This window comes from Paenibacillus montanisoli, assembly GCF_003268025.1.
In the GTDB taxonomy this organism is placed as follows: domain Bacteria; phylum Bacillota; class Bacilli; order Paenibacillales; family Paenibacillaceae; genus Paenibacillus_Z; species Paenibacillus_Z montanisoli.
On the sequence record NZ_QLUW01000009.1, the window covers coordinates 20,158 to 45,092 of the forward strand.

A 24,935-nucleotide genomic window follows, 5' to 3' on the forward strand; every position below is an offset into this window, starting at 1 on the left:
CATACATTCGTTATCGGTCACGGATGTAAGCAGATTAGCTGCTGATTCCGAGTTCTCTTTCACGAAGAACGGTTTTGGCACGAGCTATATCCTTACGAACATCACGGATGCGTGTTGGGTTTTCCAGTTGGCCGGTAGCCAATTGAAAACGAAGGTTGAATAGCTCTTCTTTGAATCCAGCGACTTTTTGTTCGAGTTCAACAGAGGTAAGGTTGCGGAAATCATTAGCTTTCATTTGCTTCACCACCCACTTCTTCGCGTTTCACGAACTTCGTTTTAACTGGGAGTTTGTGCGATGCAAGACGCATAGCTTCGCGTGCGATCTCTTCGGATACGCCAGCAAGCTCGAACATTATTTTGCCCGGTTTTACGACTGCAACCCACTTCTCAACGTTACCTTTACCGCTACCCATCCGCACTTCAAGAGGCTTTTGAGTAATCGGCTTATCAGGGAAAATCTTGATCCAAACTTTACCGCCACGTTTGATGTAACGAGTCATCGCGATACGCGCTGCTTCGATTTGACGGTTCGTGATCCATGAAGGCTCAAGAGCTTGCAGGCCGTATTCGCCGAATGCTACTTCAACGCCGCCTTTAGCGCGACCTTTCATGTGACCGCGTTGTTGCTTACGATGTTTGACACGTTTTGGGACCAACATGATTAGTTGCCTCCTTCCTGTGGAGCTTTCTTCTTAGTTGGAAGGATTTCACCACGGTAGATCCATACTTTTACGCCAATACGGCCGTAAGTTGTATGAGCTTCCGCTGTTCCATAGTCAATGTCCGCACGTAGCGTATGAAGTGGAACTGTACCTTCGCTATAGCCTTCTTGACGAGCAATCTCAGCGCCGCCCAAACGACCGCTAACGGAAGTTTTGATTCCTTTCGCGCCCGAACGGACCGTACGTTGGATGGATTGTTTCATTGCACGACGGAACGAAATCCGACGCTCAAGTTGTTGTGCGATGCTTTCAGCTACGAGAACCGCATCCAGCTCAGGATGTTTAATCTCGGAGATGTTGATGTGCACTTTTTTGCCTTTAGCAATTTTCGAAAGCTCGGAACGAAGGTTTTCAACTTCAGAACCGCCTTTACCGATTACCATACCAGGCTTAGCTGTATGAATTGTAACGTTAACGCGGTTAGCAGCACGCTCGATTTCGAACTTGGAAACTGCCGCGTCTTTCAATTTGTTTTTGAGGTACTCACGGATTTTAACGTCTTCCATGAGCAATTCGCCAAAGTCCTTGCCTGCGTACCATTTGGATTCCCAATCACGGATAATACCGACACGTAGACCGACCGGATTTACCTTTTGTCCCACACGTTTTCCCTCCTTATTTTTCGGATACCACCAATGTGATGTGGCTGGTTCTTTTGTTAATCCGGCTAGCGCGACCCATTGCGCGCGGGCGGAAACGTTTCATAGTTGGTCCTTGGTTCACAAACACTTGTGTAATGACCAATTTGTTCACGTCCAGTTGGAAGTTGTGCTCCGCATTTGCAATTGCGGAATTGAGCAACTTCTCAACGATTGGAGATGCCGATTTTGGCGTGTGACGCAGAATCGCGATTGCTTCGCCGACTTGCTTGCCACGGATCAGATCAACAACCAACTGAGCTTTACGAGGTGCAATGCGGACGTGGTTAGCGAACGCTTTAGCTTGTTGCATGGATGTGCCTCCTCTCGACCTTTATCACGTAACTATTTTACCGATTAACGACGGCCTGTTTTCTTGTCGTCGTTACCGTGTCCTTTGTACGAACGCGTTGGCGCGAACTCACCGAGTTTGTGGCCAACCATATCTTCCGTCACATAAACCGGCACGTGCTTCTTGCCGTCATAAACAGCGAAAGTGTGTCCGATGAATTGCGGGAAAATTGTAGAACGGCGCGACCAAGTTTTGACGACTGTCTTTTTGTTCGTCTCGTTCAGAACTTCAACCTTTTTCAGCAGGTAACCGTCAATAAACGGCCCTTTCTTCAAACTGCGACCCATGGATGATCCTCCCTTCACGCTAGCGTTACGCGACGCAGCGCGTCACGCTTATGACGCCGAGGCGCCTATTACTTCGTACGACGACGAATAATGTATTGGCTCGATGCTTTTTTCTTTTTGCGTGTTTTCATGCCGAGTGTCGGTTTGCCCCATGGAGACATTGGGGATTTACGTCCGATTGGTGCACGGCCTTCACCACCACCGTGTGGGTGATCGTTCGGGTTCATTACAACACCACGTACTTCAGGACGCTTGCCCATCCAACGGGAACGGCCGGCTTTACCGATTTTCACGAGCTCGTGATCTTCGTTGCCAACAGCGCCGATTGTTGCACGGCATTTTTTCAGAATACGACGAACTTCGCCAGAGGTCAAGCGAATTGTCACGTATTGCTCTTCTTTACCAAGAAGTTGCGCTTCTGTACCAGCAGCACGAACCAATTGTCCGCCTTTGCCTGGTTTCAGCTCGATGTTGTGGATAACTGTACCTACAGGGATGTTCTCAAGCGGCAATGCGTTACCGATCTTGATATCAGCGTCTGCTCCGGATACGATTTTATCCCCAACTTTAAGACCTTTAGGCGCGATGATGTAGGCTTTCTCGCCATCCACGTAGTGGATTAGTGCGATGTTGGACGTACGGTTCGGATCGTATTCGATCGTCGCTACGTTACCTACGATACCATCCTTGTTACGTTTGAAGTCGATGATACGGTATTTACGTTTATGGCCGCCACCGTGATGACGAACCGTAATTTTACCTTGGTTGTTACGGCCGGCTTTCTTGAAAAGCGGCGCAAGAAGCGATTTCTCCGGTGTGCTTGTGGTGATCTCTTCGAATGTCGAGACGGACATACCACGACGCGCTGGAGATGTCGGTTTATACTTCTTAACTGGCACTTCGATTCCCTCCTTAACCGATATCTGACGTTTGTTCACGCGAAGCCCAAGGCTTCGGCGCTACTTAAACTGTTTCGAAAAACTCTAGCTCGTTGCTGTCAGCGCTCAATTGAACAACAGCTTTTTTCCACTCGGAAGTGTATCCGCTGTGTCTGCCGTAACGCTTAGGCTTAGCCGGCATGCGAAGCGTGTTAACGCTCGTTACTTTTACTTTGAAGATCGATTGGATCGCGAGTTTGATCTCGGTTTTGTTAGCACGAAGATCAACTTCGAACACATAGCATTTGTTAGCCATGAGATCGCTCGTTTGTTCCGTAATGATCGGGCGCTTGATAATATCGCGTGGATTTTTCATTACGCAAGCACCTCCTGTACTTTTTCGACAGCTTCCTTAGTGATAATCAGCTTGTCGTATTTCATAACGTCTAGAACATTGATGCCATCGGCTGCAACGAACTTCACGTTAGGGATGTTACGAGCTGCAAGCGCTACGTTATCTTCGTAGTTAGCTGTAACAACCAGTGCTTTGCGAGCCACTTTCAGGTTGTTCAGGATCGCTGCAAATTCTTTAGTCTTCGGTTGCGCGAACGCCAATTGATCCAGAACGATGATTTCGTTGTCGATCACTTTGGAAGACAAAGCGGATTTGATTGCCAAGCGACGAACTTTCTTAGGAAGTTTGAAGCTGTAGCTGCGTGGAGTCGGACCAAATACCGTACCACCACCAACCCATTGCGGGGAGCGGATGCTGCCTTGACGTGCGCGGCCTGTACCTTTTTGTTTCCAAGGTTTACGACCACCGCCGCGTACTTCGGAGCGACCTTTTGTCTTGTGCGTGCCTCTGCGCTCAGAAGCTTGCTGAAGCAATACTGCGCTGTGCAAGACGTGAACGTTAGGCTCAATTCCGAATACGGATTCGGACAATTCAACCTCGCCAACTTGCGAACCATTCACGCTATAAAGTGCTACTTTCGGCATTTCATGTTCCTCCTTTCTTTAACGATTATTTCTTCACCGTAGATTTAACTTTTACGAAGCTATTTTTAGGACCCGGAATGGAGCCTTTAACGAGCAATACGTTGCGTTCTGCATCGACACGTACGATTTCAAGGTTTTGAATCGTAACGGTTTCGTTGCCCATGTGACCTGGAAGGTGTTTACCTTTTGGTACGCGGTTCGCTTGAATCGAACCCATCGAACCTGGTCCACGGTGGTAACGCGAGCCGTGCGCCATAGGACCGCGGCTTTGGTTCCAACGCTTGATGTTACCTTGGAAGCCTTTACCTTTGGAAGTGGCTGTAACGTCAACAAATTCTCCAGCCGCGAATACGTCAACCTTAATTTCTTGGCCAACTTCGTACTCGTTGATGCCTTTGAACTCACGAACGTAGCGCTTAGGAGCCGTTTCGGCTTTTTTCGCGTGGCCAATTTCTGGCTTGTTTGCTCTGCTTTCTTTCTTGTCAGAGAAACCTACTTGAATGGATACATATCCATCATTCTCTTGGTCTTTCTTCTGCAAAACAACACAAGGACCTGCTTCGATTACCGTTACTGGTACAACGTTACCATCAGCAGAAAACACTTGCGTCATCCCTAGTTTTTTACCTAAGATACCTTTCATGTTGACACCTCATTCCCTTTCCATATTCAAGTATGCAAACTTACAGTTTGATTTCGATATCTACACCGGATGGCAGATCCAAGCGCATCAATGCATCAACCGTTTGCGGCGTTGGGTTAACAATGTCGATCAAACGCTTGTGTGTGCGCATTTCGAATTGCTCCCGAGAATCCTTGTACTTGTGTACCGCACGCAGGATGGTGATGATTTGCTTCTCAGTTGGAAGCGGAATCGGCCCGGAAACACCTGCACCGGAACGTTTCGCAGTTTCAACAATCTTCTCTGCGGACTGATCCAGAATTCTATGATCGTATGCTTTCAAACGAATACGAATCTTTTGCTTAGCCATTTTAGTCCCTCCTTCTATCGCCCAATTTAGTATCGGACATACTCCGCGAGAAAACCCGACTTGCCCCTCATGGCAAAGGAGCCTGGTGTGTCGGCAACCTCTCACATCATCGCAACGTCACAGACCAACGTTCACTATTATATCTGAAACGATGGGCAAATGCAACAAAAATGTCGACTTTGTTGGGATGAATTGTTTGGGAAACCAAATCCGTTACACTCCATGAAATATGGCCTGCGGCTGCTGTTGAAATTGAGTTTCTTCATTAATAAATGAAGCTTCTGTGGAAACTCAATTTCAAAGGCAGCACGTAAACTCTCCGGCTCATATTTCATTCCGTTCCACTTCGTGCTTTCCGAAACAAATTCAAAATCAATAAAGCCGATCGAGAAAAAATCACAATAAAAAATGGCTTATATAATGAAGCCATTTTTTTGTACCTGCATGAACTTAGTTCTCTTTGTTTCTGCGCGTCTTTGTCTTCATTTATATTAGTGAAATTCGATCGATTACGCAAACATCAAAATATAGAAAAAACCCTCACCGAAGTGAGGGTTTTCATGAGCTGCAGCTAATGCTGCAGGTTTATTATTTTTGGATGGAAGCTACAGCGCCGGCGCCTACAGTACGGCCGCCTTCACGGATCGCGAAGCGAGTACCATCTTCCAGAGCGATTGGAGCGATAAGCTCAACCGTTACTGTGATGTTGTCGCCTGGCATAACCATCTCAGTACCTTCAGGCAAGCTGATGATACCAGTTACGTCAGTTGTACGGAAGTAGAACTGTGGACGGTAGCCTGTGAAGAAAGGCTTGTGACGGCCACCCTCTTCTTTAGTCAGAACGTAGATTTGAGCTGTAAAGTTCGTGTGTGGTTTAACGGAACCTGGCTTAGCAAGTACTTGGCCACGCTCGATGTCTTTACGGTCAACACCACGAAGCAATGCGCCGATGTTGTCACCAGCTTGAGCGGAGTCAAGCAGTTTACGGAACATCTCAACGCCTGTTACAACGCATTTACGAGTGTCTTCAACAAGACCAATGATTTCGATCTCATCGGAAACTTTAACTACGCCACGCTCAACGCGTCCTGTAGCAACAGTACCACGACCTGTGATCGTGAACACGTCCTCGACTGGCATAAGGAACGGCTTGTCAGTGTCACGTTGTGGAGTTGGGATGTAAGTGTCAACTTGCTCGAACAGCTCAATGATTTTGTCAGCCCATGGGCCATCTGGGTTTTGAAGTGCTTCACGAGCAGCGCCGTGGATGATTGGAGTATCATCGCCTGGGAACTCGTATTCGCTAAGAAGGTCGCGAACTTCCATCTCAACGAGTTCAAGCAACTCTGCATCTTCAACCATGTCGCATTTGTTCAGGAATACGACGATGTAAGGTACGCCTACTTGGCGGGACAGAAGGATGTGCTCACGAGTTTGCGGCATTGGGCCGTCAGCTGCGGATACAACCAGGATTGCTCCGTCCATTTGTGCAGCACCAGTGATCATGTTTTTAACATAGTCGGCGTGACCTGGGCAGTCAACGTGTGCGTAGTGACGGTTAGGCGTCTCGTACTCAACGTGTGCTGTGGAGATTGTGATACCGCGCTCGCGCTCTTCTGGCGCTTTGTCGATTTGGTCGAATGCTACAGCCGCGCCACCGTATCTTTTGGAAAGAACAGTAGTGATTGCAGCAGTCAATGTTGTTTTACCATGGTCAACGTGACCGATAGTACCGATATTAACGTGCGGTTTATTACGTTCAAATTTAGCCTTAGCCATTGAACTGATTCCTCCTCAATATCATGAGATTATGTGATCGGCCGGATGGCCGCTGCTTAAAGCGTCCATCACCCGGCCAAAGTAAAGCTTATGACTCTTTGCCAAGGGCCCGTTATTAGTTGGAGCCTTTGGATTTGGAGATGATCTCTTCGGAGATCGAACGCGGTACTTCTTCATAGTGCGAAAGCTCCATGGAGAATACGCCGCGGCCTTGCGTACCGGAACGAAGTACTGTGGAGTAACCGAACATCTCAGCCAGAGGCACCTTAGCACGAACGATCAACGCGCCATGGCGTGTGTCCGAACCTTCGATACGGCCGCGGCGGGAGCTCAGCATACCCATTACGTCGCCCATGTACTCTTCAGGAACGCTTACTTCTACCTTCATGATAGGCTCAAGCAGAATTGGAGCACATTTGTCCTTCGCTGCTTTAAGCGCCATCGAGCCGGCAATTTTAAACGCCATCTCGGAGGAGTCGACGTCGTGGTAGGAACCGTCGAATACCGTTGCCTTAATGTCAACCATAGGGAAGCCAGCAAGGACACCGTTCTTCATCGATTCTTCGATACCAGCTTGAACTGGGGCGATGTATTCACGAGGAATCGCACCACCAACGACTTTGTTTTCGAATACAAAGCCGGAGCCTGCTTCAAGCGGTTCGAACTCAACCCAACAGTGACCGAATTGACCGCGTCCGCCGGATTGACGAACGAATTTACCTTCGACCTTCGCAGCCTGTTTAAACGTTTCGCGGTAAGCAACTTGTGGTTTACCAACGTTTGTTTCGACTTTGAATTCACGAAGCATACGGTCAACTAGAATCTCAAGGTGGAGCTCACCCATACCTGCGATGATGGTTTGGCCGGTCTCTTCGTCCGTGTGTGCACGGAACGTAGGATCTTCCTCAGCCAGCTTTTGAAGAGCAATACCCATTTTGTCTTGGTCAGCTTTTGTCTTAGGCTCAACCGCGAGCTGGATAACCGGCTCAGGGAAGTTCATCGACTCAAGGATAACCGGGTGTTTCTCATCACAAAGCGTATCGCCTGTAGTTGTATCTTTCAAACCTACCGCAGCCGCGATATCACCGGAGTAAACTTCGCTGATCTCTTGACGGCTGTTAGCATGCATTTGAAGGATACGGCCGATCCGCTCACGTTTGTTTTTCGTTGCATTCAATACGTACGAACCGGAGTTCAAGATACCGGAGTATACGCGGAAGAACGTCAACTTACCTACGTAAGGGTCAGTCATGATTTTGAACGCCAATGCTGCGAACGGTTGGTCGTCGGCAGACTTGCGAATCGTCTCGGAACCATCTTCAAGGTGACCCTTGATGTCCGGTACATCGATTGGAGCAGGCAAGTAGTCGACAACTGCGTCCAGCATCAATTGAACGCCTTTGTTACGGTACGAAGAACCAGCAACGACAGGGAAGATCTTAACTTCGCAAACGCCTTTGCGAAGTGCAGCTTTGATTTCAGCTACGCTAATCTCTTCGCCTTCGAGATACTTCATTGTGAGCTCTTCGTCAAGCTCAGCAACTTTCTCTACAAGCTCCATACGAAGCTCTTCGACTTGTTCTTTGTACTCTTCAGGAATTTCAATCTTCTCCGGATCTTTACCAAGATCGTCTTTATATTTGTAAGCTACCCGTTCAACGAGGTCGATTACGCCGATAAAGTGGTTCTCAGCACCGATCGGAAGCTGGATCGCAACAGCGTTTGCTTGCAGACGCGAGCGCATATCGCTAACAACGTTAAGGAAGTCTGCGCCGATAATGTCCATCTTGTTGACGTATGCGATACGCGGTACGCCGTAACGGTCAGCTTGACGCCATACTGTTTCGGATTGCGGCTCTACGCCTTCTTTTGCACTGAATACACCTACGGCCCCGTCCAATACGCGAAGGGAACGTTCAACTTCTACTGTGAAGTCAACGTGACCTGGGGTGTCGATAATATTGATGCGGTGACCATTCCATTGAGCAGTTGTAGCAGCGGATGTAATTGTGATACCGCGCTCTTGTTCTTGCTCCATCCAGTCCATCGTAGCTGCACCTTCGTGCACCTCACCGATTTTGTGGGTACGGCCTGTGTAGAACAGAATCCGTTCAGTCGTGGTTGTTTTACCAGCGTCAATATGCGCCATGATCCCGATGTTGCGCGTATTTTTCAAGGAGAACTCTCTTGCCATAATTCAGTCTCCTTTCGATTATGCGAATCCTACCAACGGTAGTGAGCGAAAGCTTTGTTCGCTTCTGCCATTTTGTGCGTGTCTTCGCGTTTTTTCACGGATGAACCAGTGTTGTTGGAAGCATCAATGATTTCAGCTGCCAAACGCTCTTCCATCGTTTTCTCACCGCGGTTACGTGAATAGTTCACGAGCCAGCGGAGACCAAGCGATGTACGACGCTCTGGCTTAACTTCGATCGGTACTTGATAGTTAGAACCACCTACACGGCGTGCTTTAACTTCAAGTACTGGCATGATGTTCTTAATTGCTGCTTCAAAAACTTCCATCGGGTCTTTGCCTGTACGCTCGTTGATGAGTTTGAACGCATCATACAGAATCGTTTGAGCAACACCGCGCTTACCGTCGATCATGATACGGTTGATCAGACGAGTAACCAGCTTGCTGCTGTATACCGGATCTGGCAACACATCACGTTTCGTTACTGGACCTTTACGTGGCATGTGGAAGTCCCCCTTTCTTCTAGTTTTACATTTTAGGATGAGGTTAACCGTATCCGGCTATGCCTTCATTATTTTTTAACTTTAGGACGTTTAGTTCCGTATTTGGAACGAGCTTGTTTACGGTTGTTAACACCAGCTGTGTCAAGCGCACCGCGAACGATGTGGTAACGTACACCCGGAAGGTCTTTTACCCGGCCGCCGCGCACCAATACTACGCTGTGCTCTTGCAGGTTGTGGCCGATACCGCCGATGTATGCTGTAACCTCTACGCGGTTCGTCAAACGCACACGCGCATATTTCCGCAAAGCGGAGTTCGGTTTTTTCGGAGTCATTGTACCTACACGCGTACAAACACCGCGCTTTTGAGGTGAGCTCAGGTTTGTTTCTTCACGTTTCAGTGCGTTGAAACCTCTTTGCAGGGCTGGCGATTTCGATTTAACGACCTTCGCTTCACGGCCTTTGCGAACGAGTTGGTTAATTGTTGGCATGTTGCATCCCCCTTCCTCACTTAATAAACATTCAAGACATATCGGCTTATTTAAGCCCACAGATCCAGGCGGTTCATAAAGAAACAAACGAAAGTTTCTACCTTGTCTTTCAACTCAGTAAAAACGATAGTTGCTTATTCGATTTCCGGTATAACCGCTGCCATCGCTGCGCCAACGTCAATGCCGCAGGTTTCCCCAAGGCTTTTCATTGTATCGGACCAGATAATTGGCACTCCCGCTGTCTCGCAAAGCCGAACAATATTGTTCTTCAGCCGCGGATCTGCATCTTGCGCAACATAGACTAGAGTAGCTAAGCGTCGCTCAACCATCTTCGTCGTTTGCTTACTACCTATAACAAATCGCAATATAATCACCCTCTGTACAGAGGTTGTGCGATCAGGCACACTACGACATATTAGCACTTACCTTTATCCAATGTCAAGCATGACTCGCCATGAAATTCAGGAGAAAATGGATTTTCATGGCAAGGCATGACGATGCAAAGAGCGGCCGGCTGCCGGTTTTATGGTGCTTCGGCTGCCATGCTCGCTCTTTGTCCGCACGCAATTTAACAAAATCTTCGTAATCGCGTCACATTAAGATTCAACCGGTACGCTCTCGGCTTCTACTTGAAGCTCTTCCAAGGTTTGCTCATCATCCATGCCGGCAACATGCACGCTGCGATAGCGTTGCATGCCTGTACCTGCAGGAATGAGCTTACCGATGATAACATTCTCTTTCAAACCGAGCAATTGGTCGACTTTTCCTTTGATCGCGGCATCCGTCAAGACACGTGTCGTCTCTTGGAAGGAAGCTGCGGACAAGAAGGAGTCCGTCTCCAGCGAGGCTTTCGTAATACCAAGCAATACCGGCTTCGCAACAGCCGGCTCTTTGCCGGACAAGATTGCTTCGCGGTTCGCGGCTTCATACTCGTGAATATCAACAAATGCGCCCGGCAACAGCGTTGTGTCGCCTGCATCTACGATACGGATTTTGCGAAGCATCTGCTTCACCATAACCTCGATGTGCTTATCGTTGATTTCTACACCTTGGTTCCGGTAAACGCGCTGAACTTCCTGTAGAATGTAGTTCTGTACGCCACGGATCCCTTTAATGCGGAGCATATCCTTCGGATCGATCGAACCGTCTGTGAGCTCGTCACCTGCTTCGATTTGTCTTCCTTTGACTGCGCGGATACGCGAGCCATAGCTGACCGCGTACACTTTCGATTCTGCTTCGCCTTGGACTTCGATTTCACGGCGATCCTTCGTTTCGCGGATATCTTTAATAACCCCGTCGATTTCGGAAATGATCGCTTGGCCTTTCGGGTTACGCGCTTCGAAAAGCTCTTGGATACGCGGCAAACCTTGCGTGATGTCATCGCCGGCTACACCGCCGGTGTGGAACGTACGCATCGTGAGCTGCGTTCCCGGCTCCCCGATCGATTGGGCGGCGATAATGCCGACCGCTTCGCCGATCTCAACGAATTTGCCTGTAGCCAGGTTGCGTCCGTAGCAAATCTTACATACGCCATGGCGGGCACGGCAGCTAAGAACGGAACGGATTTGCAGGCTCTCAACGCCGGCAGCAATGAGTTCCTCCGCTTTGTTGGAGTCAATCAGCTGGTTGCGATGAAGAATAACTTCGCCGGTTTGCGGATTACGGACAGTTTCGAAGGAGTAGCGGCCTTCAATACGGTCGTACAGATCCTCGATGACCTCTTTACCGTCTTGAATTTTGCTAACCCGGAAGCCTTTATCCGTACCGCAATCGTCTTCGCGAACGATAACGTCCTGCGCAACGTCGACGAGACGGCGGGTCAGGTAACCGGAGTCCGCGGTACGAAGCGCCGTATCGGCAAGACCTTTACGCGCACCGTGCGTCGAGATGAAGTACTCGAGTACCGTCAGGCCTTCACGGAAGTTCGATTTGATTGGCAACTCGATGATCCGGCCGGATGGGTTGGCCATCAGACCACGCATGCCGCCTAGCTGCGTAATTTGCGATTTGTTACCCCGTGCTTTAGAGTCCACCATGAGCATGATGGAATTGTAACGATCCATCGATTTCATGAGAATATCCGTAATTTGATCTTTGGTTTTGCTCCAAATCTCAATTACACGGTCATAACGTTCTTCGTTCGTAATCAAACCGCGGCGGTATTGATTCGAAACGACTTTAACCTTATCTTCGGATTCCTTCAAGATATCTTGCTTCTCAGGAGGTACGACAACGTCAGCAACCGCAACCGTTATGCCTGCGCGAGTCGAGTACGTAAAGCCGAGTTCCTTGATCTTGTCAAGCATCATCGAAGTTTTAGTTGTATGGTATTGACGGAAACACTCCGCGATAATTTGTCCGAGGTACTCTTTGCCGACGCCGCCGACTTGCGGCAAAGCATCCATAAACTTCAGCAAATCTGCGCCTTTATCATGGACAAAATATTTATCCGGGGTTCCCTGCAGCAAGTTCACCTTGGAAGGCTCGTTGATGTAAGGGAAGTCAGCCGGGTAAATTTCATTGAAGATTACTTTACCGACCGTTGTGCAAATCAGCGCCTTCTGCTGTGCATCCGTGAAGGACGTTTTCTTCAACACTTTAACCGGAATAAAGATCCTAGCATGCAACGAGACGATACCGCGCTGGTAAGCCGAAATGGCTTCGTTAACGGTAGCAAATACCGAGCCGCTGCCTTTGCCATCTTTGTTATCCATCGTCAAGTAGAAGCTGCCGAGAACCATATCCTGCGATGGCGTTACGACCGGCTTGCCGTCTTTCGGGTTCAAAATGTTGCCCGATGCCAGCATCAGCAAACGCGCTTCTGCTTGCGCTTCAGCGGAAAGCGGTACGTGCACGGCCATTTGGTCACCGTCGAAGTCAGCGTTATACGCCGTACAAACGAGCGGATGAAGTTTAATGGCCTTACCTTCTACAAGGATCGGTTCAAACGCTTGGATACCCAAACGGTGAAGGGTCGGGGCACGGTTCAGGAGAACCGGGTGTTCCTTGATGACCTCTTCAAGCACATCCCACACTTCAGGGCTTACGCGTTCAACTTTGCGCTTCGCGCTCTTGATGTTATGGGCAAGGCCTTTATTCACAAGCTCTTTCATGACGAACGGCTTGAACAGCTCAAGCGCCATTTCCTTTGGCAAGCCGCATTGGAACATTTTCAGGTTTGGACCTACGACGATAACGGAACGACCGGAATAGTCAACCCGTTTACCGAGCAAGTTCTGACGGAAACGTCCTTGCTTACCTTTCAGCATGTGGCTGAGCGATTTCAACGGACGGTTACCCGGGCCCGTTACCGGACGGCCGCGGCGGCCGTTATCGATCAATGCGTCAACCGCTTCTTGAAGCATACGCTTCTCGTTCTGCACGATAATATCCGGCGCACCGAGATCGAGCAAACGTTTCAGACGGTTGTTGCGGTTAATAACACGACGATACAAGTCATTCAAGTCGGACGTTGCGAAACGTCCGCCATCAAGCTGTACCATTGGACGAAGCTCCGGCGGAATAACCGGCAGCACATCAAGGATCATCCATTCCGGCATATTGCCTGAGTTGCGGAATGCTTCGATTACTTCAAGGCGCTTGATCGCACGGTTGCGGCGCTGGCCTTGAGCGGTACGAAGATCTTCTTTCAGTGTTTCAAGCTCACGCTCAACATCAATGTCTTGAAGCAGCTTCTTGACCGCTTCCGCACCCATGCCAGCATGGAAGCCATAGCCGTACTTCTCGCGGTAGCTGCGGTATTCCTTCTCGGAGAGCAGTTGCTTTTTCTCAAGCGGCGTATCTCCTGGATCCGTTACCACATATGATGCAAAATAGATGATCTCTTCAAGCGAACGAGGCGACATATCCAGCGCCAGCCCCATACGGCTTGGAATCCCTTTGAAATACCAGATATGGGATACAGGAGCAGCAAGCTCGATATGGCCCATACGCTCACGGCGAACTTTCGCGCGGGTTACTTCAACGCCGCAACGGTCACAAACGACGCCTTTATAGCGAACGCGCTTGTATTTGCCGCAATGACATTCCCAGTCTTTCGTCGGTCCGAAAATCTTTTCGCAGAAAAGACCTTCTTTCTCCGGTTTCAACGTCCTGTAATTGATCGTTTCCGGTTTCTTTACTTCTCCGCGGGACCACGATCGGATTTTATCCGGAGATGCCAATCCAATCTTCATATACTCGAAGTTGTTCACGTCCAACAAGGAGCAACCCTCCTTCGTCATGGTTCACTAATATGCTGTATTTAATGCCGTTTAAGGCTAAAGGAGCGCTGCACAGCGGCTCCCTCAGCTTTCATATCCGCCCGTGAAGTTGGATCGGCATGCTTATGACTTTCGGCAGGCAAGGCAGCAGCGATTACTCGACGCCGACTTCCGCGCCTTCCAGATTGAGGTTCAGCTTGTCAGTCGCCGCATCGTCCTCATCGTCGATCTCTTTCATTTCGATCTCTTCTTCGTTCTCGGTCAGGATTTTAACGTCCATGCCCAAGCTTTGAAGCTCTTTGATCAAAACTTTGAAGGATTCCGGAACGCCCGGTTCAGGTACGTTCTCGCCTTTCACGATCGATTCGTACGTTTTGACACGGCCGACGACGTCATCGGATTTCACGGTCAAAATTTCTTGCAGCGTATAGGCGGCGCCGTAAGCTTCAAGCGCCCATACTTCCATCTCCCCGAAACGCTGGCCGCCGAACTGTGCTTTACCACCCAGCGGCTGCTGCGTAACAAGCGAGTAAGGGCCAGTGGAACGAGCATGGATTTTATCGTCAACCATGTGCGCCAGCTTGATCATGTACATGACGCCGACCGTAACTTCACGCTCAAACGGCTCACCGGAGCGTCCGTCGTAAAGAATAGTCTTACCGTTGCGCTGCATGCCCGATTCTTCCATCGTATCGAACACGTCATACTCGCGCGCTCCGTCGAATACAGGCGTTGCAGAATGGATGCCAAGACGTTTGCAAGCCATACCCAAGTGAACTTCAAGCACTTGACCGATGTTCATACGGGATGGTACGCCGAGCGGGTTAAGAACAACCTCTACAGGCGTGCCGTCCGGCAGGAATGGCATATCTTCTTCCGGAAGGATACGGGCGATAACCCCTTTGTTACCATGGCGTCCCGCCATTTTGTCGCCTTCGGAGATTTTACGTTTTTGAGCGATATAAGCGCGAACCAGCTGATTTACGCCCGGCGGCAGTTCGTCGCCATTCTCGCGGGTAAATACTTTCACGTCGACAACGATACCGTCGGTACCATGCGGTACGCGCAAGCTCGTGTCACGCACTTCGCGTGCCTTCTCACCGAAAATCGCATGCAGCAAACGCTCTTCCGCCGTCAGCTCCGTTACGCCTTTAGGCGTTACTTTACCGACAAGGATGTCGCCAGCATTGATTTCGGCACCGACACGGATAATGCCGCGCTCATCCAAATTGCGAAGCGCTTCTTCGCCGACATTCGGAATATCGCGCGTAATTTCTTCCGGTCCGAGCTTCGTGTCACGCGCTTCCGATTCATATTCCTCGATATGAATGGAGGTGTACACATCCTCTTTGACCAGTTTCTCGCTCAGCAGGATCGCATCCTCGTAGTTGTAGCCTTCCCACGTCATGAATGCAACGACAACGTTGCGGCCGAGCGCCAATTCGCCCATTTCGGTGGAAGGACCGTCAGCCAGGATGTCACCTTTCTTCACGATGTCGCCTTTATGGCAAATTGGACGTTGGTTGATGCACGTACCTTGGTTGGAGCGCATAAATTTATGCAGCTTCATCTTCACAAGGTCGCCGGTAACCGGCTTGCCGTCCACCGTCTCGACGCGGCGCAGCCAAATTTCGTTGGCCGATACGCGCTCGATGACGCCGTCATATTTCGAAACGATACATACGCCCGAGTCTTTAGCAGACTTATGCTCCATCCCCGTACCGACAAGCGGCGACTTCGGAATGAGAAGCGGTACGGCCTGCCGCTGCATGTTGGATCCCATGAGCGCACGGTTGGAGTCATCGTTCTCGAGGAACGGAATGAGCGCCGTAGCGACGGAAACAACCTGTTTAGGCGATACGTCCATATAGTCAACGCGTTCAGTAGGCATGGTCAAAATGTTGTCTGCCTGCTTATTGTAACGAACGATTACAGCGTCATCGAGGAACTTGCCCTCATCGGTAAGCTTCGCGTTCGCTTGCGCGATGACGTAGTTATCTTCTTCATCCGCAGTCAGGTAGGCAATTTGCTCCGTTACGATAGCCGTCTTAGGATCTACCCAGCGGTAAGGAGCTTCGATAAAGCCGTATTCGTTGATTCGCGCGAAAGTCGACAAGGAGTTGATTAGACCAATGTTCGGTCCCTCCGGCGTCTCGATCGGACACATACGGCCGTAGTGAGAATTATGAACGTCACGAACCTCGAAGCCCGCGCGCTCACGCGTCAAACCGCCCGGTCCTAGAGCAGACAAACGTCGTTTGTGCGTCAACTCGGCAAGCGGGTTCGTTTGGTCCATAAACTGCGACAGCTGGGACGAACCGAAGAACTCTTTAATCGACGCAATGACTGGACGGATATTGATCAGTGCCTGCGGAGTAATCGCATTGGCGTCCTGAATGGACATCCGCTCGCGAACAACGCGTTCCATACGGGACAAACCGATCCGGAACTGGTTCTGAAGCAGCTCGCCGACAGAACGAAGACGACGGTTGCCCAGGTGGTCAATATCATCCGTGCTTCCAACGCCATGCAGCAGGTTGATGAAATAGTTAATGGAAGCAATTATATCAGCAGGAGTAATATGCTTTACTGCCTTGTCTATGATGCCATTGGCAATAATCTTGATGACTTTGCTCTCATCCTCTGGTGAGAATACACTCACAGTTTGAAGAGGAATACTATCCGCATCAAGCACGCCATTTGCCACATTATAGGTTTTGAAGCCTACGTCACTCTCCAAATGCGGGATGAGCTCATCCAGCAAACGACGGTCAACAAGCTGACCGGCCTCCGCCAAAATTTCACCCGTAGCCGGATCGAACAACGTTTCCGCCAACCGTTGGTTAAACAAACGGTTTTTGATGTGCAGCTTCTTATTGATTTTGTATCGGCCTACGTTAGCCAAATCGTAACGCTTCGGATCAAAGAAGCGCGCTACTAGCAGGCTCTTTGCGTTATCCAATGTCGGCGGCTCGCCCGGACGGAGTCTTTCGTAAATCTCGATAAGAGCTTTTTCCGTGGAATCGGTGTTATCCTTATCCAGGGTGTTGCGAATATATTCGTCATGGCCCAGCAATTCCAAAATCTCGGCGTCCGTGCCATAGCCAAGCGCGCGAAGCAGAACCGTAACCGGAATCTTCCGAGTGCGGTCGATCCGGACATAGATGATGTCCTTCGCATCGGTTTCAAGTTCCAGCCATGCGCCGCGGTTCGGGATGACCGTAGCCGTGTAATTTCTCTTGCCGTTTTTGTCCACTTTCGTGCTAAAGTAAACGCTAGGTGAACGTACCAATTGGCTGACGATAACGCGTTCCGCGCCATTAATAATAAATGTGCCCGTCTCGGTCATCAGCGGGAAATCGCCCATGAACACTTCTTGCTCTTTCACTTCGCCGGTTTCCTTGTTAATGAGTCGAACCTTCACACGCAGCGGTGCTGCATAGGTCACGTCGCGTTCTTTCGACTCATCGACAGAATACTTAGGCTCGCCAAGTGAATAGTCGATGAACTCAAGCATCAAATTTCCTGTAAAATCCTGAATCGGCGAGATGTCTTGGAAAAGCTCTAGCAAGTCCTTCTCCAAAAACTTCTCATACGATTTTTGTTGGATTTCAATCAGGTTCGGAACTTCGAGCACCTCGCGGATGCGGGCATAGCTTCTACGCGTGCGACGCCCATACTGAACAAGTTGTCCTGCCAACTTAACCTCACCCCTCATGTCTGCTTCACAGAAAGTGAACAATGACCTTGTATAAACAAGCTAAAACATCCACATAGCCCGCCCAAAAATGAAGCAGGAATGCGAACGTCTATCACATTGTTAAAACCAGAATGTGCAGCAGGCAAATTCTGATTCAAATAAAGAAAAGCCCTTATCGAGAATTCGAAAAAAGAGCATGCTTCTGTCAGCCGCAACTCTGTGGTACAATAGACCACAACAGTCTCATATCAAGTAATTTTGACGCAAAATGTAAACATTATACGTCAAATCCGCTTATTCTATACATTAAAATTAGCGCTTGACATTTTAGCGGACTAAAGAGAATGTGCCCATTTTAATGCTGACATTTTATAATGATATCACATTAGAAGATTCGAGTCAACTAAATGTTGCTCGTTGCTCAGACTTCCTTTTGTGCCCTTAATATGCGATATCCTTTGTCTTTCGTAACCTCTTCTACGTTCCCAAAAACCGCTTCGAGCTTCGCCGCAGCTGACGGCGCCCCCTGCTTCTTCTGGATCACAACCCACATCGAACCTCCCGGTACCAGCAATTCGGCCCCTTCTTCAAAGATTCGGTGAACGACTTCCTTGCCGGCCCGAATCGGCGGATTCGTGATGATTGTGTCAAAGGCTTGACCCTTAACCCGTTCATAAATATCGCTTTGCAGCACGGTTGCATTTATGATGCCGTTCAGCTTCACATTCTCCGCTGCCAACGCCACTGCGCGTTCGTTGATGTCCATCATCGTCACATGGCCTTTCGGAGCCAGCTTTGCAGCCGTAATCCCCATCGGCCCGTATCCGCAGCCGACATCTAGCACCCTAGCATTGTACGAAATTTGAAGCGCATCGACTAGGACTCTGCTGCCAAAATCAATGCCGCTCTTGGAGAAAACGCCCGAATCCGTCACAAATCGCAGTTTATAGCCGCGCAGCTCGGTTTCAAGGAGATGCCGATCATGTGCGGTATTAGGCGTGCGTGTGTAGTAATGGTCTGACATCTTGTCCCTCCCTCCTTGAATCGATAGAATCCGTAAAATCAAGGAAACCCCTTGAAGCCATGGCTTCAAGGGGTTTGCCGCTATAAGCGGTTATTACTTCACTTCTACGGAAGCGCCTGCTTCTTCAAGCTTAGCTTTAACTGCTTCAGCGTCTTCTTTCGATACTTTTTCTTTGATTGCTTTTGGAGCGCCGTCAACAAGGTCTTTCGCTTCTTTCAGGCCAAGACCTGTGATTTCGCGAACAACTTTGATAACGTTGATTTTGGAAGCGCCAGCGTTGTTCAGGATTACGTCGAACTCAGTTTGCTCTTCAACTACAGCTGCTGCTGCGCCGCCGCCCATTGCTACAGGTGCTGCTGCTGTTACGCCGAATTCTTCTTCGATTGCTTTAACTAGGTCGTTCAGTTCCAGAACGTTCATGCCTTTAATGGCTTCCAAGATTTGCTCTTTACTCATGAGATAAACCTCCAATAGTTTGTTTTGTTGTTTTTTAGATCCGGTATGCCGGTATATTTAGATGAATGCCAAGCCGCCCAAAGGGCGACTCACGCCAATCATCGTCAGATGATTGCTGTGTCGAGCCGAGCTCGACACACAGCATTCATCATTAAGCTTCTTGTTTCTCTGCAACAGCTTTAACTGCAAGAGCAAAGTTGCGCATTGGAGCTTGAAGCACGCTGAGAAGCATGGAGAGCAAACCTTCGCGGGACGGAAGATCCGCCAGCGCTTTGATTTGGTCCGCGTTGAAGACTTGACCTTCAACTACGCCGCCCTTCAGTTTAAGTGCGTCGTTCTTCTTAGCGAAGTCCGCCAAAATTTTGGCTGGAGCAACCGCGTCGTCTTTGCTGAATGCTACAGCTGTAGGGCCAGCAAGAACAGCGTCCAATTCAGTCAGTTCCGCGTTAGCAGTCGCACGGCGAACGAGCGAGTTTTTCAGTACTTGGAACTCGACGTTAGCTTCGCGCAATTGTTTACGGAGTTCAGTGACTTGTTTTACGTTAAGACCACGGTAATCAGCAACAACTGTGCTCGAGCTCTCGCGAAGTTTCGCTGTGATCTCAGCAACAGCAGCTTCTTTACCTTGAATGATTTTTGCGTTTGCCAAAATGTACACCTCCCGTTATGTTGTCAACATCCCGATTAATGCAGCGGAATCCTTCCACGCGATGCATGAGAAAGGCCCCCGCAGACGAGCGAAGGCCATGATGGTCGTTGATCACTTCAGCCATTGCGGCAAAAGCGCACAAACACGTTTATCATAACACCTCGGTAGGAAATTAAGCCGTGCGGGCACCTACTGTCTTCGGTATGCATATTCGTTTATCAAATTTCGTTTACTCTTAGCGGTACGAAGCAGCGTTCAAACGCGCGCCAGGACCCATTGTCGAGGAAACGGAAATGTTTTTCAGGTAAACCCCTTTAGCTGCAGCCGGTTTTGCACGGTTGAGCGCATCGATCAGTGCTTTCAAGTTGTCGTTCAGCTTTTCAGTGTCGAACGATACTTTACCGATTGGTGCGTGGATTTGACCTGCTCTGTCAAGACGGTATTCAATCTTACCAGCCTTGATCTCTTGAACGGCTTTAGTAACGTCGAACGTTACTGTACCCGCTTTAGGGTTAGGCATAAGGCCTTTACCGCCGAGGATACGGCCGAGCTTACCAACTTCAGCCATCATGTCCGGAGTCGCAACGCAAACGTCGAACTCGAACCAGCCTTGTTGGATTTTAGCGATTACGTCAGCATCGCCGACATAATCCGCGCCTGCCGCTTCTGCTTCTTTGGCTTTATCGCCTTTCGCAAAAACGAGAACGCGCTTAGTTTTACCAGTACCGTGAGGAAGTACAACTACGCCACGAACTGCTTGGTCTTGTTTCTTAGGGTCTACGCCGAGACGCACAGCAACTTCAACGGTTTCGTCGAACTTCGCTGTAGCGGCTTTCTTAACGAGCTCAATCGCTTCAAGAGACTCGTAAGTCGCTTCAGTATCAATCAGCTTTGCAGCTTCAAGATATTTTTTGCCGTGTTTAGCCATTACAATTCTCCTCCTTGTGTGGTAGTAACGGAAAATACCCCAGACGAAACCGGAGATCCTCCCACCTAAACGAAAACGATGTTTCGCTTAGTTCAGACAACGCCATCTGGCGTGTCTCTTGTTTGCCATCAGCGAATTAGTCTTCGATGACAACGCCCATGCTGCGCGCTGTACCTTCAACCATGCGCATAGCTGCTTCTACAGAAGCTGCGTTGAGGTCAGGCATTTTTTGTTCAGCGATCTCGCGAACGACAGAACGTTTAACCGTCGCAACTTTCTTCTTGTTCGGCTCACCGGAACCTTTAGCAATCTTAGCAGCTACGCGAAGAAGTACTGCAGCCGGCGGCGTTTTCGTTTCGAAAGTGAACGAGCGATCTTCAAAAACAGTGATTACAACCGGGATAATCAAACCAGCTTGATCTGCAGTACGAGCGTTGAACTCTTTACAGAAAGCCATGATGTTAACCCCTGCTTGACCTAGCGCTGGACCGATCGGCGGAGCCGGATTCGCTTTACCCGCTGGAACTTGCAGTTTAACCAACTTGATGACCTTTTTTGCCATGATGAACACCTCCTTGCCGTAGTAATCACATGACGGAACAAGAAACTAGCGTTAAACCTTCTCTACTTGACCGTAGTCCAGCTCAACCGGCGTCTCTCTGCCGAACATGTTGACATGCACCTTCAGCTTGCTTTTGTCGAGCAGAATTTCTTCCACCGTTCCGACAAAATTAGCGAATGGCCCGACTTTAACACGTACCGTCTCCTTCAGATCGAATTCGATCTTCGGCTTCGGCTCTTCCATGCCCATATGGCGCAAAATCTGTTCCACTTCATCAGGCAAAAGCGGAGTAGGTTTCGAGCCCGAGCCGGTTGAACCGACAAATCCGGTTACGCCGGGAGTGTTGCGAACGACATACCAGGAATCATCCGTTTGAATCATTTCCACCAGAACATAGCCGGGGTAAACTTTACGCATGACGGTCTTTTTCTTGCCGTCTTTGTTTACCACTTCTTCTTCCATCGGAACAAGCACACGGAAGATCTTGTCCTCCATGCCCATGGATTCAACGCGCTTCTCCAGGTTTGCCTTTACTTTGTTCTCATACCCTGAGTAGGTGTGAACAACATACCATCTTTTCTCCATCGTTTCCATAACCAGCCACCCTTGGCCCCTTCTTAAACAATCAGTTCGACCAATGCGGAAATCCCGATGTCAAGAACCCAGAAGTAAATTGTTACCGCTATAATCGTGACTAACACAACGAGTGTATAGCTTGTCAATTCCTTACGGCTCGGCCAGCGGACTTTCTTCAGTTCCGCGAAGCTGTCGGTGAAGAAGGAAAAAGTCGACCCGAAGCTCTGCTTCAGTTTAGCTAAAAATGCCACGTCCACCACACCTCCATATTGACCTATCGAGTTTCGCGATGAGGAGTATGCTCGTTACAATACTTGCAAAACTTCTTCATCTCAATACGGTCGGGGTGATTCCGTTTGTTCTTGCTGGAAGCATAGTTTCTTTGTTTGCAGTTTGTGCAAGCCAACGTAATAATTACCCGCATTGCTGACACCTCCCGTGCTAACCATAGATAAATAAAGTGTGAAACGTTGTATGTGAAACAAGCCTGATCCAGAACCCATAATAAAAAAAGACCTATTTAGGGCTACCAAAACACTTTATCACAAGCAATAGGTAGTGTCAACGGAAAACTGTTCCTGCACATACGCCATTCTCTTGCCGCTTGTACACAACGAGAACAGGACAACAACAACGCAAATAAGCCGAAATCTTCCATTCCGCACTATTCATTATTGTCCAACAGCGAGGGTTTTCAAACCGCAAAAGACCCTCCCATTAAAAAAAGAGCCGATTCCGGCTCCCTCGTTAATGCCACTAACTGCCAATATCGCGCAGCTCCAAGTACCGCTCGAGCTTACGCTTGACGCGCTGCAGCGCGTTATCGATGGATTTCACATGTCTGTCCAAATCTACCGCGATTTCCTGATAGGATCTGCCGTCCAGATAAAGCATCAGCACCTTGCGTTCTAGATCGCTAAGGATTTCGGACATTTTATCTTCGAGACCGACAAACTCCTCCTGATTAATAATCAGCTCTTCCGGATCCGACACCCTTGTCCCGCAAATGACGTCAAGCAGCGTGCGGTCGGAGTCCTCATCATAGATTGGCTTGTCCAGCGAAACATATGAGTTGAGAGGAATATGCTTCTGTCGCGTCGCCGTCTTAATGGCCGTAATAATTTGCCGGGTAATGCACAGTTCGGCAAAGGCCTTGAACGACGCAAGCTTGTCGCCTTTGAAATCTCTGATCGCCTTGTAAAGGCCGATCATGCCCTCTTGAACGATATCTTCGCGGTCGGCCCCAATCAGGAAGTAGGAACGCGCTTTGGCACGGACAAAGTTCTTGTACTTATTGATTAAATACTCCAGCGCTTCGCCGTCACCCTCGCGAACCGTCTCGACAATGTCTTCGTCCGTTTTGCAGTCATAGTCCAGCGTTTTCCAATCTCTGAGGTCGATGCTCACGAACAATCCCTCCGGCTCGAAAGGCGTACAATGCCCAAAACTTCAGTAGCTTAATCTATATACCGGCGCGCACAATAAGAGCAATTAACAATTCTGGATTACGATTCTAGCACGTAACCTGCGAGTAGAAACTTAGAATCAGTATACATTATGTAACCTAAAACCGTCAATGACGATCACGCCGAAAACATGCTAAGTATCTAGCAAAACTGGGAATTCGAACCGTTTCAATCGGACAACGATGTCATCTATCATGACGTGTAATTGCCAGCGTTTTAACGCTTACATTTGACCTCTGCGCCATTTCTCCAGTTTCATTCGCACATCCATGCTAAGATTCCCGTCGAGCTCGTTTCGGACGCCCGAGCTCTGTTCGACTTTTCGCTCGATCGCTTTCCGGTTCTGCTGAATTTCTATCAGCAGCTCCCTAGCGGATTTACGCAGAGCGCCCTGTCCGAAGGTCACGGCCTGCTCTGCCATATCCGAGGTGGCAACGTGAATATTGCGGCTGCGCAGCCTTAGCTCCGACGCCAAGCGTTCAATGCAGGCGTCGGCCGTTTCCTTCTCCTTCGTAAACACCACGGTGATTCTGTGCTGTTTGAACGTTTTGCCTACTCCCGGCACTTGATGCGCATCAAACACGACGATGACCTTCATGCCCGTAAAGCCTTGATAGTCCGCAAGCATCTCCAGCAGCCGGTCTCGCGCATCCTCCAGATCGATGTCGCTCAATTTAGATAGCATCGGCCAAGCTCCGATCATGTTATAACCGTCGACCAGCAGAACATCATCCCGCCGCCGCATCGCTACCGAGTAAGAGCGAGACGCTGCCGCAGCACTTCATACATGAGCACGCCCGCCGCTACCGAGGCATTCAGGGAATTCAATTGGCCGTTCATCGGAAGCTTGATCAGAAAATCGCACTTTTCGCGAATAAGCCGTCCGATGCCCTTCGCTTCATTGCCGATGACAATCGCAAGCGGCATATCGAATTTGGTGGAGGAGGCATATACGTCCTGCTTCGCGCCAACGTCCGCGCCGGCTACCCAAACGCCCGCTTCCTTCAGTTTATCGATCGTTTGGGCCATATTCGTAATCCGAGCTACCGGGACGTATTCCACAGCGCCTGCCGATGTCTTCGAAACCGTTGCCGTCAGCGAGGCGGATCGGCGCTTCGGGATGATGACGCCATGCACGCCTGTACATTCCGCCGTACGCAGAATGGATCCCAGGTTATGCGGATCCTCGATTTCGTCCAACAGCAAGAAGAACGGCATTTCGCCGCTTTCCTGGGCTCGCTGAAGCAGCTCCTCGACTTCGTAATACCGGTAAGCCGCCGCTTGAGCGATTACGCCTTGGTGGGGCACGCCTTCCACCATTTGGTCCAGCTTCCGCTTATCTACGATTTGGACGATGAGCCCTGCCTTCTTCGCTTCCAGAATGATCGGCTGGGCTGCCTTTTGCGCTTGCTCGGCTACCCAAATTTTATTGATTTCACGCCCGGAGCGCAGCGCCTCCATTACTGGATGCTTGCCTGCAATCCACTCTTGTGTCTCTTCTTCACGCTCGCGCATCCTTAAC

The 24,935-nt window shown here is 49.5% G+C and carries 28 protein-coding genes and 1 other annotated feature; all 28 genes read right to left on the minus strand.

Annotated features, from left to right (window positions below):
• Positions 1 to 34: 34 nt before the first annotated feature.
• The 28 genes from rpmC to rlmB all read right to left on the minus strand — a co-directional run bounded on the left by rpmC (position 35) and on the right by rlmB (position 24,928).
• Positions 35 to 235 (minus strand): 50S ribosomal protein L29, encoded by a 201-nt coding sequence (gene rpmC / locus DL346_RS28330; protein ID WP_090583239.1) that lies wholly within the window; start codon positions 233 to 235, stop codon positions 35 to 37.
• On the minus strand, positions 225 to 659 hold the full coding sequence (rplP, locus tag DL346_RS28335; protein ID WP_112885757.1) for a 50S ribosomal protein L16: 435 nt from the start codon (positions 657 to 659) through the stop codon (positions 225 to 227). The genes rpmC and rplP overlap by 11 nt, the downstream gene beginning before the upstream one ends.
• A gap of 2 nt (positions 660 to 661) precedes the next feature.
• Positions 662 to 1,324, minus strand: a complete 663-nt coding sequence (rpsC, locus tag DL346_RS28340) for a 30S ribosomal protein S3 (RefSeq protein WP_112885758.1) — start codon at positions 1,322 to 1,324, stop codon at positions 662 to 664.
• Positions 1,325 to 1,337: 13 nt separating this feature from the next.
• Entirely contained in the window at positions 1,338 to 1,673 is a 336-nt protein-coding gene (gene rplV, locus DL346_RS28345; RefSeq protein WP_112885759.1) for a 50S ribosomal protein L22, read from the minus strand.
• A 44-nt stretch (positions 1,674 to 1,717) separates the two neighbouring features.
• Positions 1,718 to 1,999: a 30S ribosomal protein S19 gene (gene rpsS / locus DL346_RS28350; RefSeq protein ID WP_112885760.1), complete on the minus strand. Its 282-nt coding sequence runs from the start codon at positions 1,997 to 1,999 to the stop codon at positions 1,718 to 1,720.
• Positions 2,000 to 2,067: 68 nt separating this feature from the next.
• The gene (rplB, locus tag DL346_RS28355; RefSeq protein ID WP_112885761.1) at positions 2,068 to 2,898 is read right to left on the minus strand and encodes a 50S ribosomal protein L2; all 831 of its coding nucleotides are present in this window, start codon (positions 2,896 to 2,898) and stop codon (positions 2,068 to 2,070) included.
• Positions 2,899 to 2,962: 64 nt separating this feature from the next.
• Entirely contained in the window at positions 2,963 to 3,253 is a 291-nt protein-coding gene (rplW, locus tag DL346_RS28360; protein WP_112885762.1) for a 50S ribosomal protein L23, read from the minus strand.
• The gene (rplD, locus tag DL346_RS28365; protein WP_112885763.1) at positions 3,253 to 3,876 is read right to left on the minus strand and encodes a 50S ribosomal protein L4; all 624 of its coding nucleotides are present in this window, start codon (positions 3,874 to 3,876) and stop codon (positions 3,253 to 3,255) included. Before rplD ends, rplW begins: the two co-directional genes overlap by 1 nt.
• A gap of 25 nt (positions 3,877 to 3,901) precedes the next feature.
• Positions 3,902 to 4,519: a 50S ribosomal protein L3 gene (rplC, locus tag DL346_RS28370; RefSeq protein ID WP_112885764.1), complete on the minus strand. Its 618-nt coding sequence runs from the start codon at positions 4,517 to 4,519 to the stop codon at positions 3,902 to 3,904.
• A gap of 40 nt (positions 4,520 to 4,559) precedes the next feature.
• On the minus strand, positions 4,560 to 4,868 hold the full coding sequence (rpsJ, locus tag DL346_RS28375; RefSeq protein ID WP_005544556.1) for a 30S ribosomal protein S10: 309 nt from the start codon (positions 4,866 to 4,868) through the stop codon (positions 4,560 to 4,562).
• A 588-nt stretch (positions 4,869 to 5,456) separates the two neighbouring features.
• Positions 5,457 to 6,647 (minus strand): elongation factor Tu, encoded by a 1,191-nt coding sequence (gene tuf, locus DL346_RS28380; RefSeq protein ID WP_112885765.1) that lies wholly within the window; start codon positions 6,645 to 6,647, stop codon positions 5,457 to 5,459.
• 115 nt (positions 6,648 to 6,762) lie between these two features.
• Entirely contained in the window at positions 6,763 to 8,841 is a 2,079-nt protein-coding gene (fusA, locus tag DL346_RS28385; protein ID WP_112885766.1) for an elongation factor G, read from the minus strand.
• A gap of 29 nt (positions 8,842 to 8,870) precedes the next feature.
• Positions 8,871 to 9,341, minus strand: a complete 471-nt coding sequence (rpsG, locus tag DL346_RS28390; RefSeq protein ID WP_112885767.1) for a 30S ribosomal protein S7 — start codon at positions 9,339 to 9,341, stop codon at positions 8,871 to 8,873.
• Between the two features lie 68 nt (positions 9,342 to 9,409).
• Positions 9,410 to 9,829, minus strand: a complete 420-nt coding sequence (gene rpsL / locus DL346_RS28395) for a 30S ribosomal protein S12 (protein WP_090583216.1) — start codon at positions 9,827 to 9,829, stop codon at positions 9,410 to 9,412.
• 134 nt (positions 9,830 to 9,963) lie between these two features.
• Positions 9,964 to 10,194, minus strand: a complete 231-nt coding sequence (locus DL346_RS28400) for a ribosomal L7Ae/L30e/S12e/Gadd45 family protein (RefSeq protein WP_112885768.1) — start codon at positions 10,192 to 10,194, stop codon at positions 9,964 to 9,966.
• A gap of 231 nt (positions 10,195 to 10,425) precedes the next feature.
• Positions 10,426 to 14,073 (minus strand): DNA-directed RNA polymerase subunit beta', encoded by a 3,648-nt coding sequence (gene rpoC / locus DL346_RS28405; protein ID WP_476739442.1) that lies wholly within the window; start codon positions 14,071 to 14,073, stop codon positions 10,426 to 10,428.
• 133 nt (positions 14,074 to 14,206) lie between these two features.
• Complete coding sequence (gene rpoB / locus DL346_RS28410; protein ID WP_206098600.1) at positions 14,207 to 17,770, minus strand: DNA-directed RNA polymerase subunit beta; 3,564 nt, start codon at positions 17,768 to 17,770, stop codon at positions 14,207 to 14,209.
• Between the two features lie 403 nt (positions 17,771 to 18,173).
• The gene (locus tag DL346_RS28415) at positions 18,174 to 18,776 is read right to left on the minus strand and encodes a class I SAM-dependent methyltransferase (RefSeq protein ID WP_112885771.1); all 603 of its coding nucleotides are present in this window, start codon (positions 18,774 to 18,776) and stop codon (positions 18,174 to 18,176) included.
• Between the two features lie 93 nt (positions 18,777 to 18,869).
• Positions 18,870 to 19,232 (minus strand): 50S ribosomal protein L7/L12, encoded by a 363-nt coding sequence (gene rplL / locus DL346_RS28420; protein ID WP_112885772.1) that lies wholly within the window; start codon positions 19,230 to 19,232, stop codon positions 18,870 to 18,872.
• A gap of 151 nt (positions 19,233 to 19,383) precedes the next feature.
• The gene (rplJ, locus tag DL346_RS28425; protein ID WP_112885773.1) at positions 19,384 to 19,881 is read right to left on the minus strand and encodes a 50S ribosomal protein L10; all 498 of its coding nucleotides are present in this window, start codon (positions 19,879 to 19,881) and stop codon (positions 19,384 to 19,386) included.
• Between the two features lie 59 nt (positions 19,882 to 19,940).
• Positions 19,941 to 20,101 (minus strand) — a sequence feature (ribosomal protein L10 leader region).
• A gap of 15 nt (positions 20,102 to 20,116) precedes the next feature.
• Entirely contained in the window at positions 20,117 to 20,809 is a 693-nt protein-coding gene (gene rplA, locus DL346_RS28430; protein WP_112885774.1) for a 50S ribosomal protein L1, read from the minus strand.
• A gap of 136 nt (positions 20,810 to 20,945) precedes the next feature.
• Positions 20,946 to 21,371, minus strand: coding sequence for a 50S ribosomal protein L11 (gene rplK / locus DL346_RS28435; protein WP_090583195.1), 426 nt, complete (start codon positions 21,369 to 21,371; stop codon positions 20,946 to 20,948).
• A 51-nt stretch (positions 21,372 to 21,422) separates the two neighbouring features.
• Positions 21,423 to 21,956, minus strand: a complete 534-nt coding sequence (gene nusG, locus DL346_RS28440) for a transcription termination/antitermination protein NusG (RefSeq protein WP_112885796.1) — start codon at positions 21,954 to 21,956, stop codon at positions 21,423 to 21,425.
• 32 nt (positions 21,957 to 21,988) lie between these two features.
• On the minus strand, positions 21,989 to 22,198 hold the full coding sequence (gene secE / locus DL346_RS28445) for a preprotein translocase subunit SecE (protein WP_112885775.1): 210 nt from the start codon (positions 22,196 to 22,198) through the stop codon (positions 21,989 to 21,991).
• 23 nt (positions 22,199 to 22,221) lie between these two features.
• Positions 22,222 to 22,371, minus strand: coding sequence for a 50S ribosomal protein L33 (gene rpmG, locus DL346_RS28450; protein WP_090583192.1), 150 nt, complete (start codon positions 22,369 to 22,371; stop codon positions 22,222 to 22,224).
• 332 nt (positions 22,372 to 22,703) lie between these two features.
• Positions 22,704 to 23,354 carry an RNA polymerase sporulation sigma factor SigH gene (sigH, locus tag DL346_RS28455; RefSeq protein WP_112885776.1) on the minus strand — a complete coding sequence of 217 codons (651 nt, stop codon included), beginning with the start codon at positions 23,352 to 23,354 and terminating at the stop codon, positions 22,704 to 22,706.
• Between the two features lie 282 nt (positions 23,355 to 23,636).
• Complete coding sequence (locus DL346_RS28460; protein WP_112885777.1) at positions 23,637 to 24,158, minus strand: NYN domain-containing protein; 522 nt, start codon at positions 24,156 to 24,158, stop codon at positions 23,637 to 23,639.
• Positions 24,159 to 24,160: 2 nt separating this feature from the next.
• Positions 24,161 to 24,928 (minus strand): 23S rRNA (guanosine(2251)-2'-O)-methyltransferase RlmB, encoded by a 768-nt coding sequence (gene rlmB, locus DL346_RS28465; RefSeq protein WP_112885778.1) that lies wholly within the window; start codon positions 24,926 to 24,928, stop codon positions 24,161 to 24,163.
• Positions 24,929 to 24,935 lie beyond the last annotated feature (7 nt).

Coding starts and splice junctions, on each gene's coding strand:
- rpsL (WP_090583216.1), bottom strand. CDS start 9,829: ATGCCAACAATTAACCAACTCGTTCGCAAAGGCCGTGAAGCGAAGGTC.
- rpsG (WP_112885767.1), bottom strand. CDS start 9,341: ATGCCACGTAAAGGTCCAGTAACGAAACGTGATGTGTTGCCAGATCCG.
- rplK (WP_090583195.1), bottom strand. CDS start 21,371: ATGGCAAAAAAGGTCATCAAGTTGGTTAAACTGCAAGTTCCAGCGGGT.
- rpmG (WP_090583192.1), bottom strand. CDS start 22,371: ATGCGGGTAATTATTACGTTGGCTTGCACAAACTGCAAACAAAGAAAC.
- rpsJ (WP_005544556.1), bottom strand. CDS start 4,868: ATGGCTAAGCAAAAGATTCGTATTCGTTTGAAAGCATACGATCATAGA.
- fusA (WP_112885766.1), bottom strand. CDS start 8,841: ATGGCAAGAGAGTTCTCCTTGAAAAATACGCGCAACATCGGGATCATG.
- rpoC (WP_476739442.1), bottom strand. CDS start 14,073: ATGACGAAGGAGGGTTGCTCCTTGTTGGACGTGAACAACTTCGAGTAT.
- DL346_RS28415 (WP_112885771.1), bottom strand. CDS start 18,776: ATGTCAGACCATTACTACACACGCACGCCTAATACCGCACATGATCGG.
- rplA (WP_112885774.1), bottom strand. CDS start 20,809: ATGGCTAAACACGGCAAAAAATATCTTGAAGCTGCAAAGCTGATTGAT.
- tuf (WP_112885765.1), bottom strand. CDS start 6,647: ATGGCTAAGGCTAAATTTGAACGTAATAAACCGCACGTTAATATCGGT.
- rplW (WP_112885762.1), bottom strand. CDS start 3,253: ATGAAAAATCCACGCGATATTATCAAGCGCCCGATCATTACGGAACAA.
- DL346_RS28460 (WP_112885777.1), bottom strand. CDS start 24,158: ATGCGGCGGCGGGATGATGTTCTGCTGGTCGACGGTTATAACATGATC.
- rpmC (WP_090583239.1), bottom strand. CDS start 235: ATGAAAGCTAATGATTTCCGCAACCTTACCTCTGTTGAACTCGAACAA.
- nusG (WP_112885796.1), bottom strand. CDS start 21,956: ATGGAGAAAAGATGGTATGTTGTTCACACCTACTCAGGGTATGAGAAC.
- rplP (WP_112885757.1), bottom strand. CDS start 659: ATGTTGGTCCCAAAACGTGTCAAACATCGTAAGCAACAACGCGGTCAC.
- rlmB (WP_112885778.1), bottom strand. CDS start 24,928: ATGCGCGAGCGTGAAGAAGAGACACAAGAGTGGATTGCAGGCAAGCAT.
- rpsS (WP_112885760.1), bottom strand. CDS start 1,999: ATGGGTCGCAGTTTGAAGAAAGGGCCGTTTATTGACGGTTACCTGCTG.
- rplL (WP_112885772.1), bottom strand. CDS start 19,232: ATGAGTAAAGAGCAAATCTTGGAAGCCATTAAAGGCATGAACGTTCTG.
- rplD (WP_112885763.1), bottom strand. CDS start 3,876: ATGCCGAAAGTAGCACTTTATAGCGTGAATGGTTCGCAAGTTGGCGAG.
- rpoB (WP_206098600.1), bottom strand. CDS start 17,770: ATGAGGGGTGAGGTTAAGTTGGCAGGACAACTTGTTCAGTATGGGCGT.
- rplC (WP_112885764.1), bottom strand. CDS start 4,519: ATGAAAGGTATCTTAGGTAAAAAACTAGGGATGACGCAAGTGTTTTCT.
- rplV (WP_112885759.1), bottom strand. CDS start 1,673: ATGCAACAAGCTAAAGCGTTCGCTAACCACGTCCGCATTGCACCTCGT.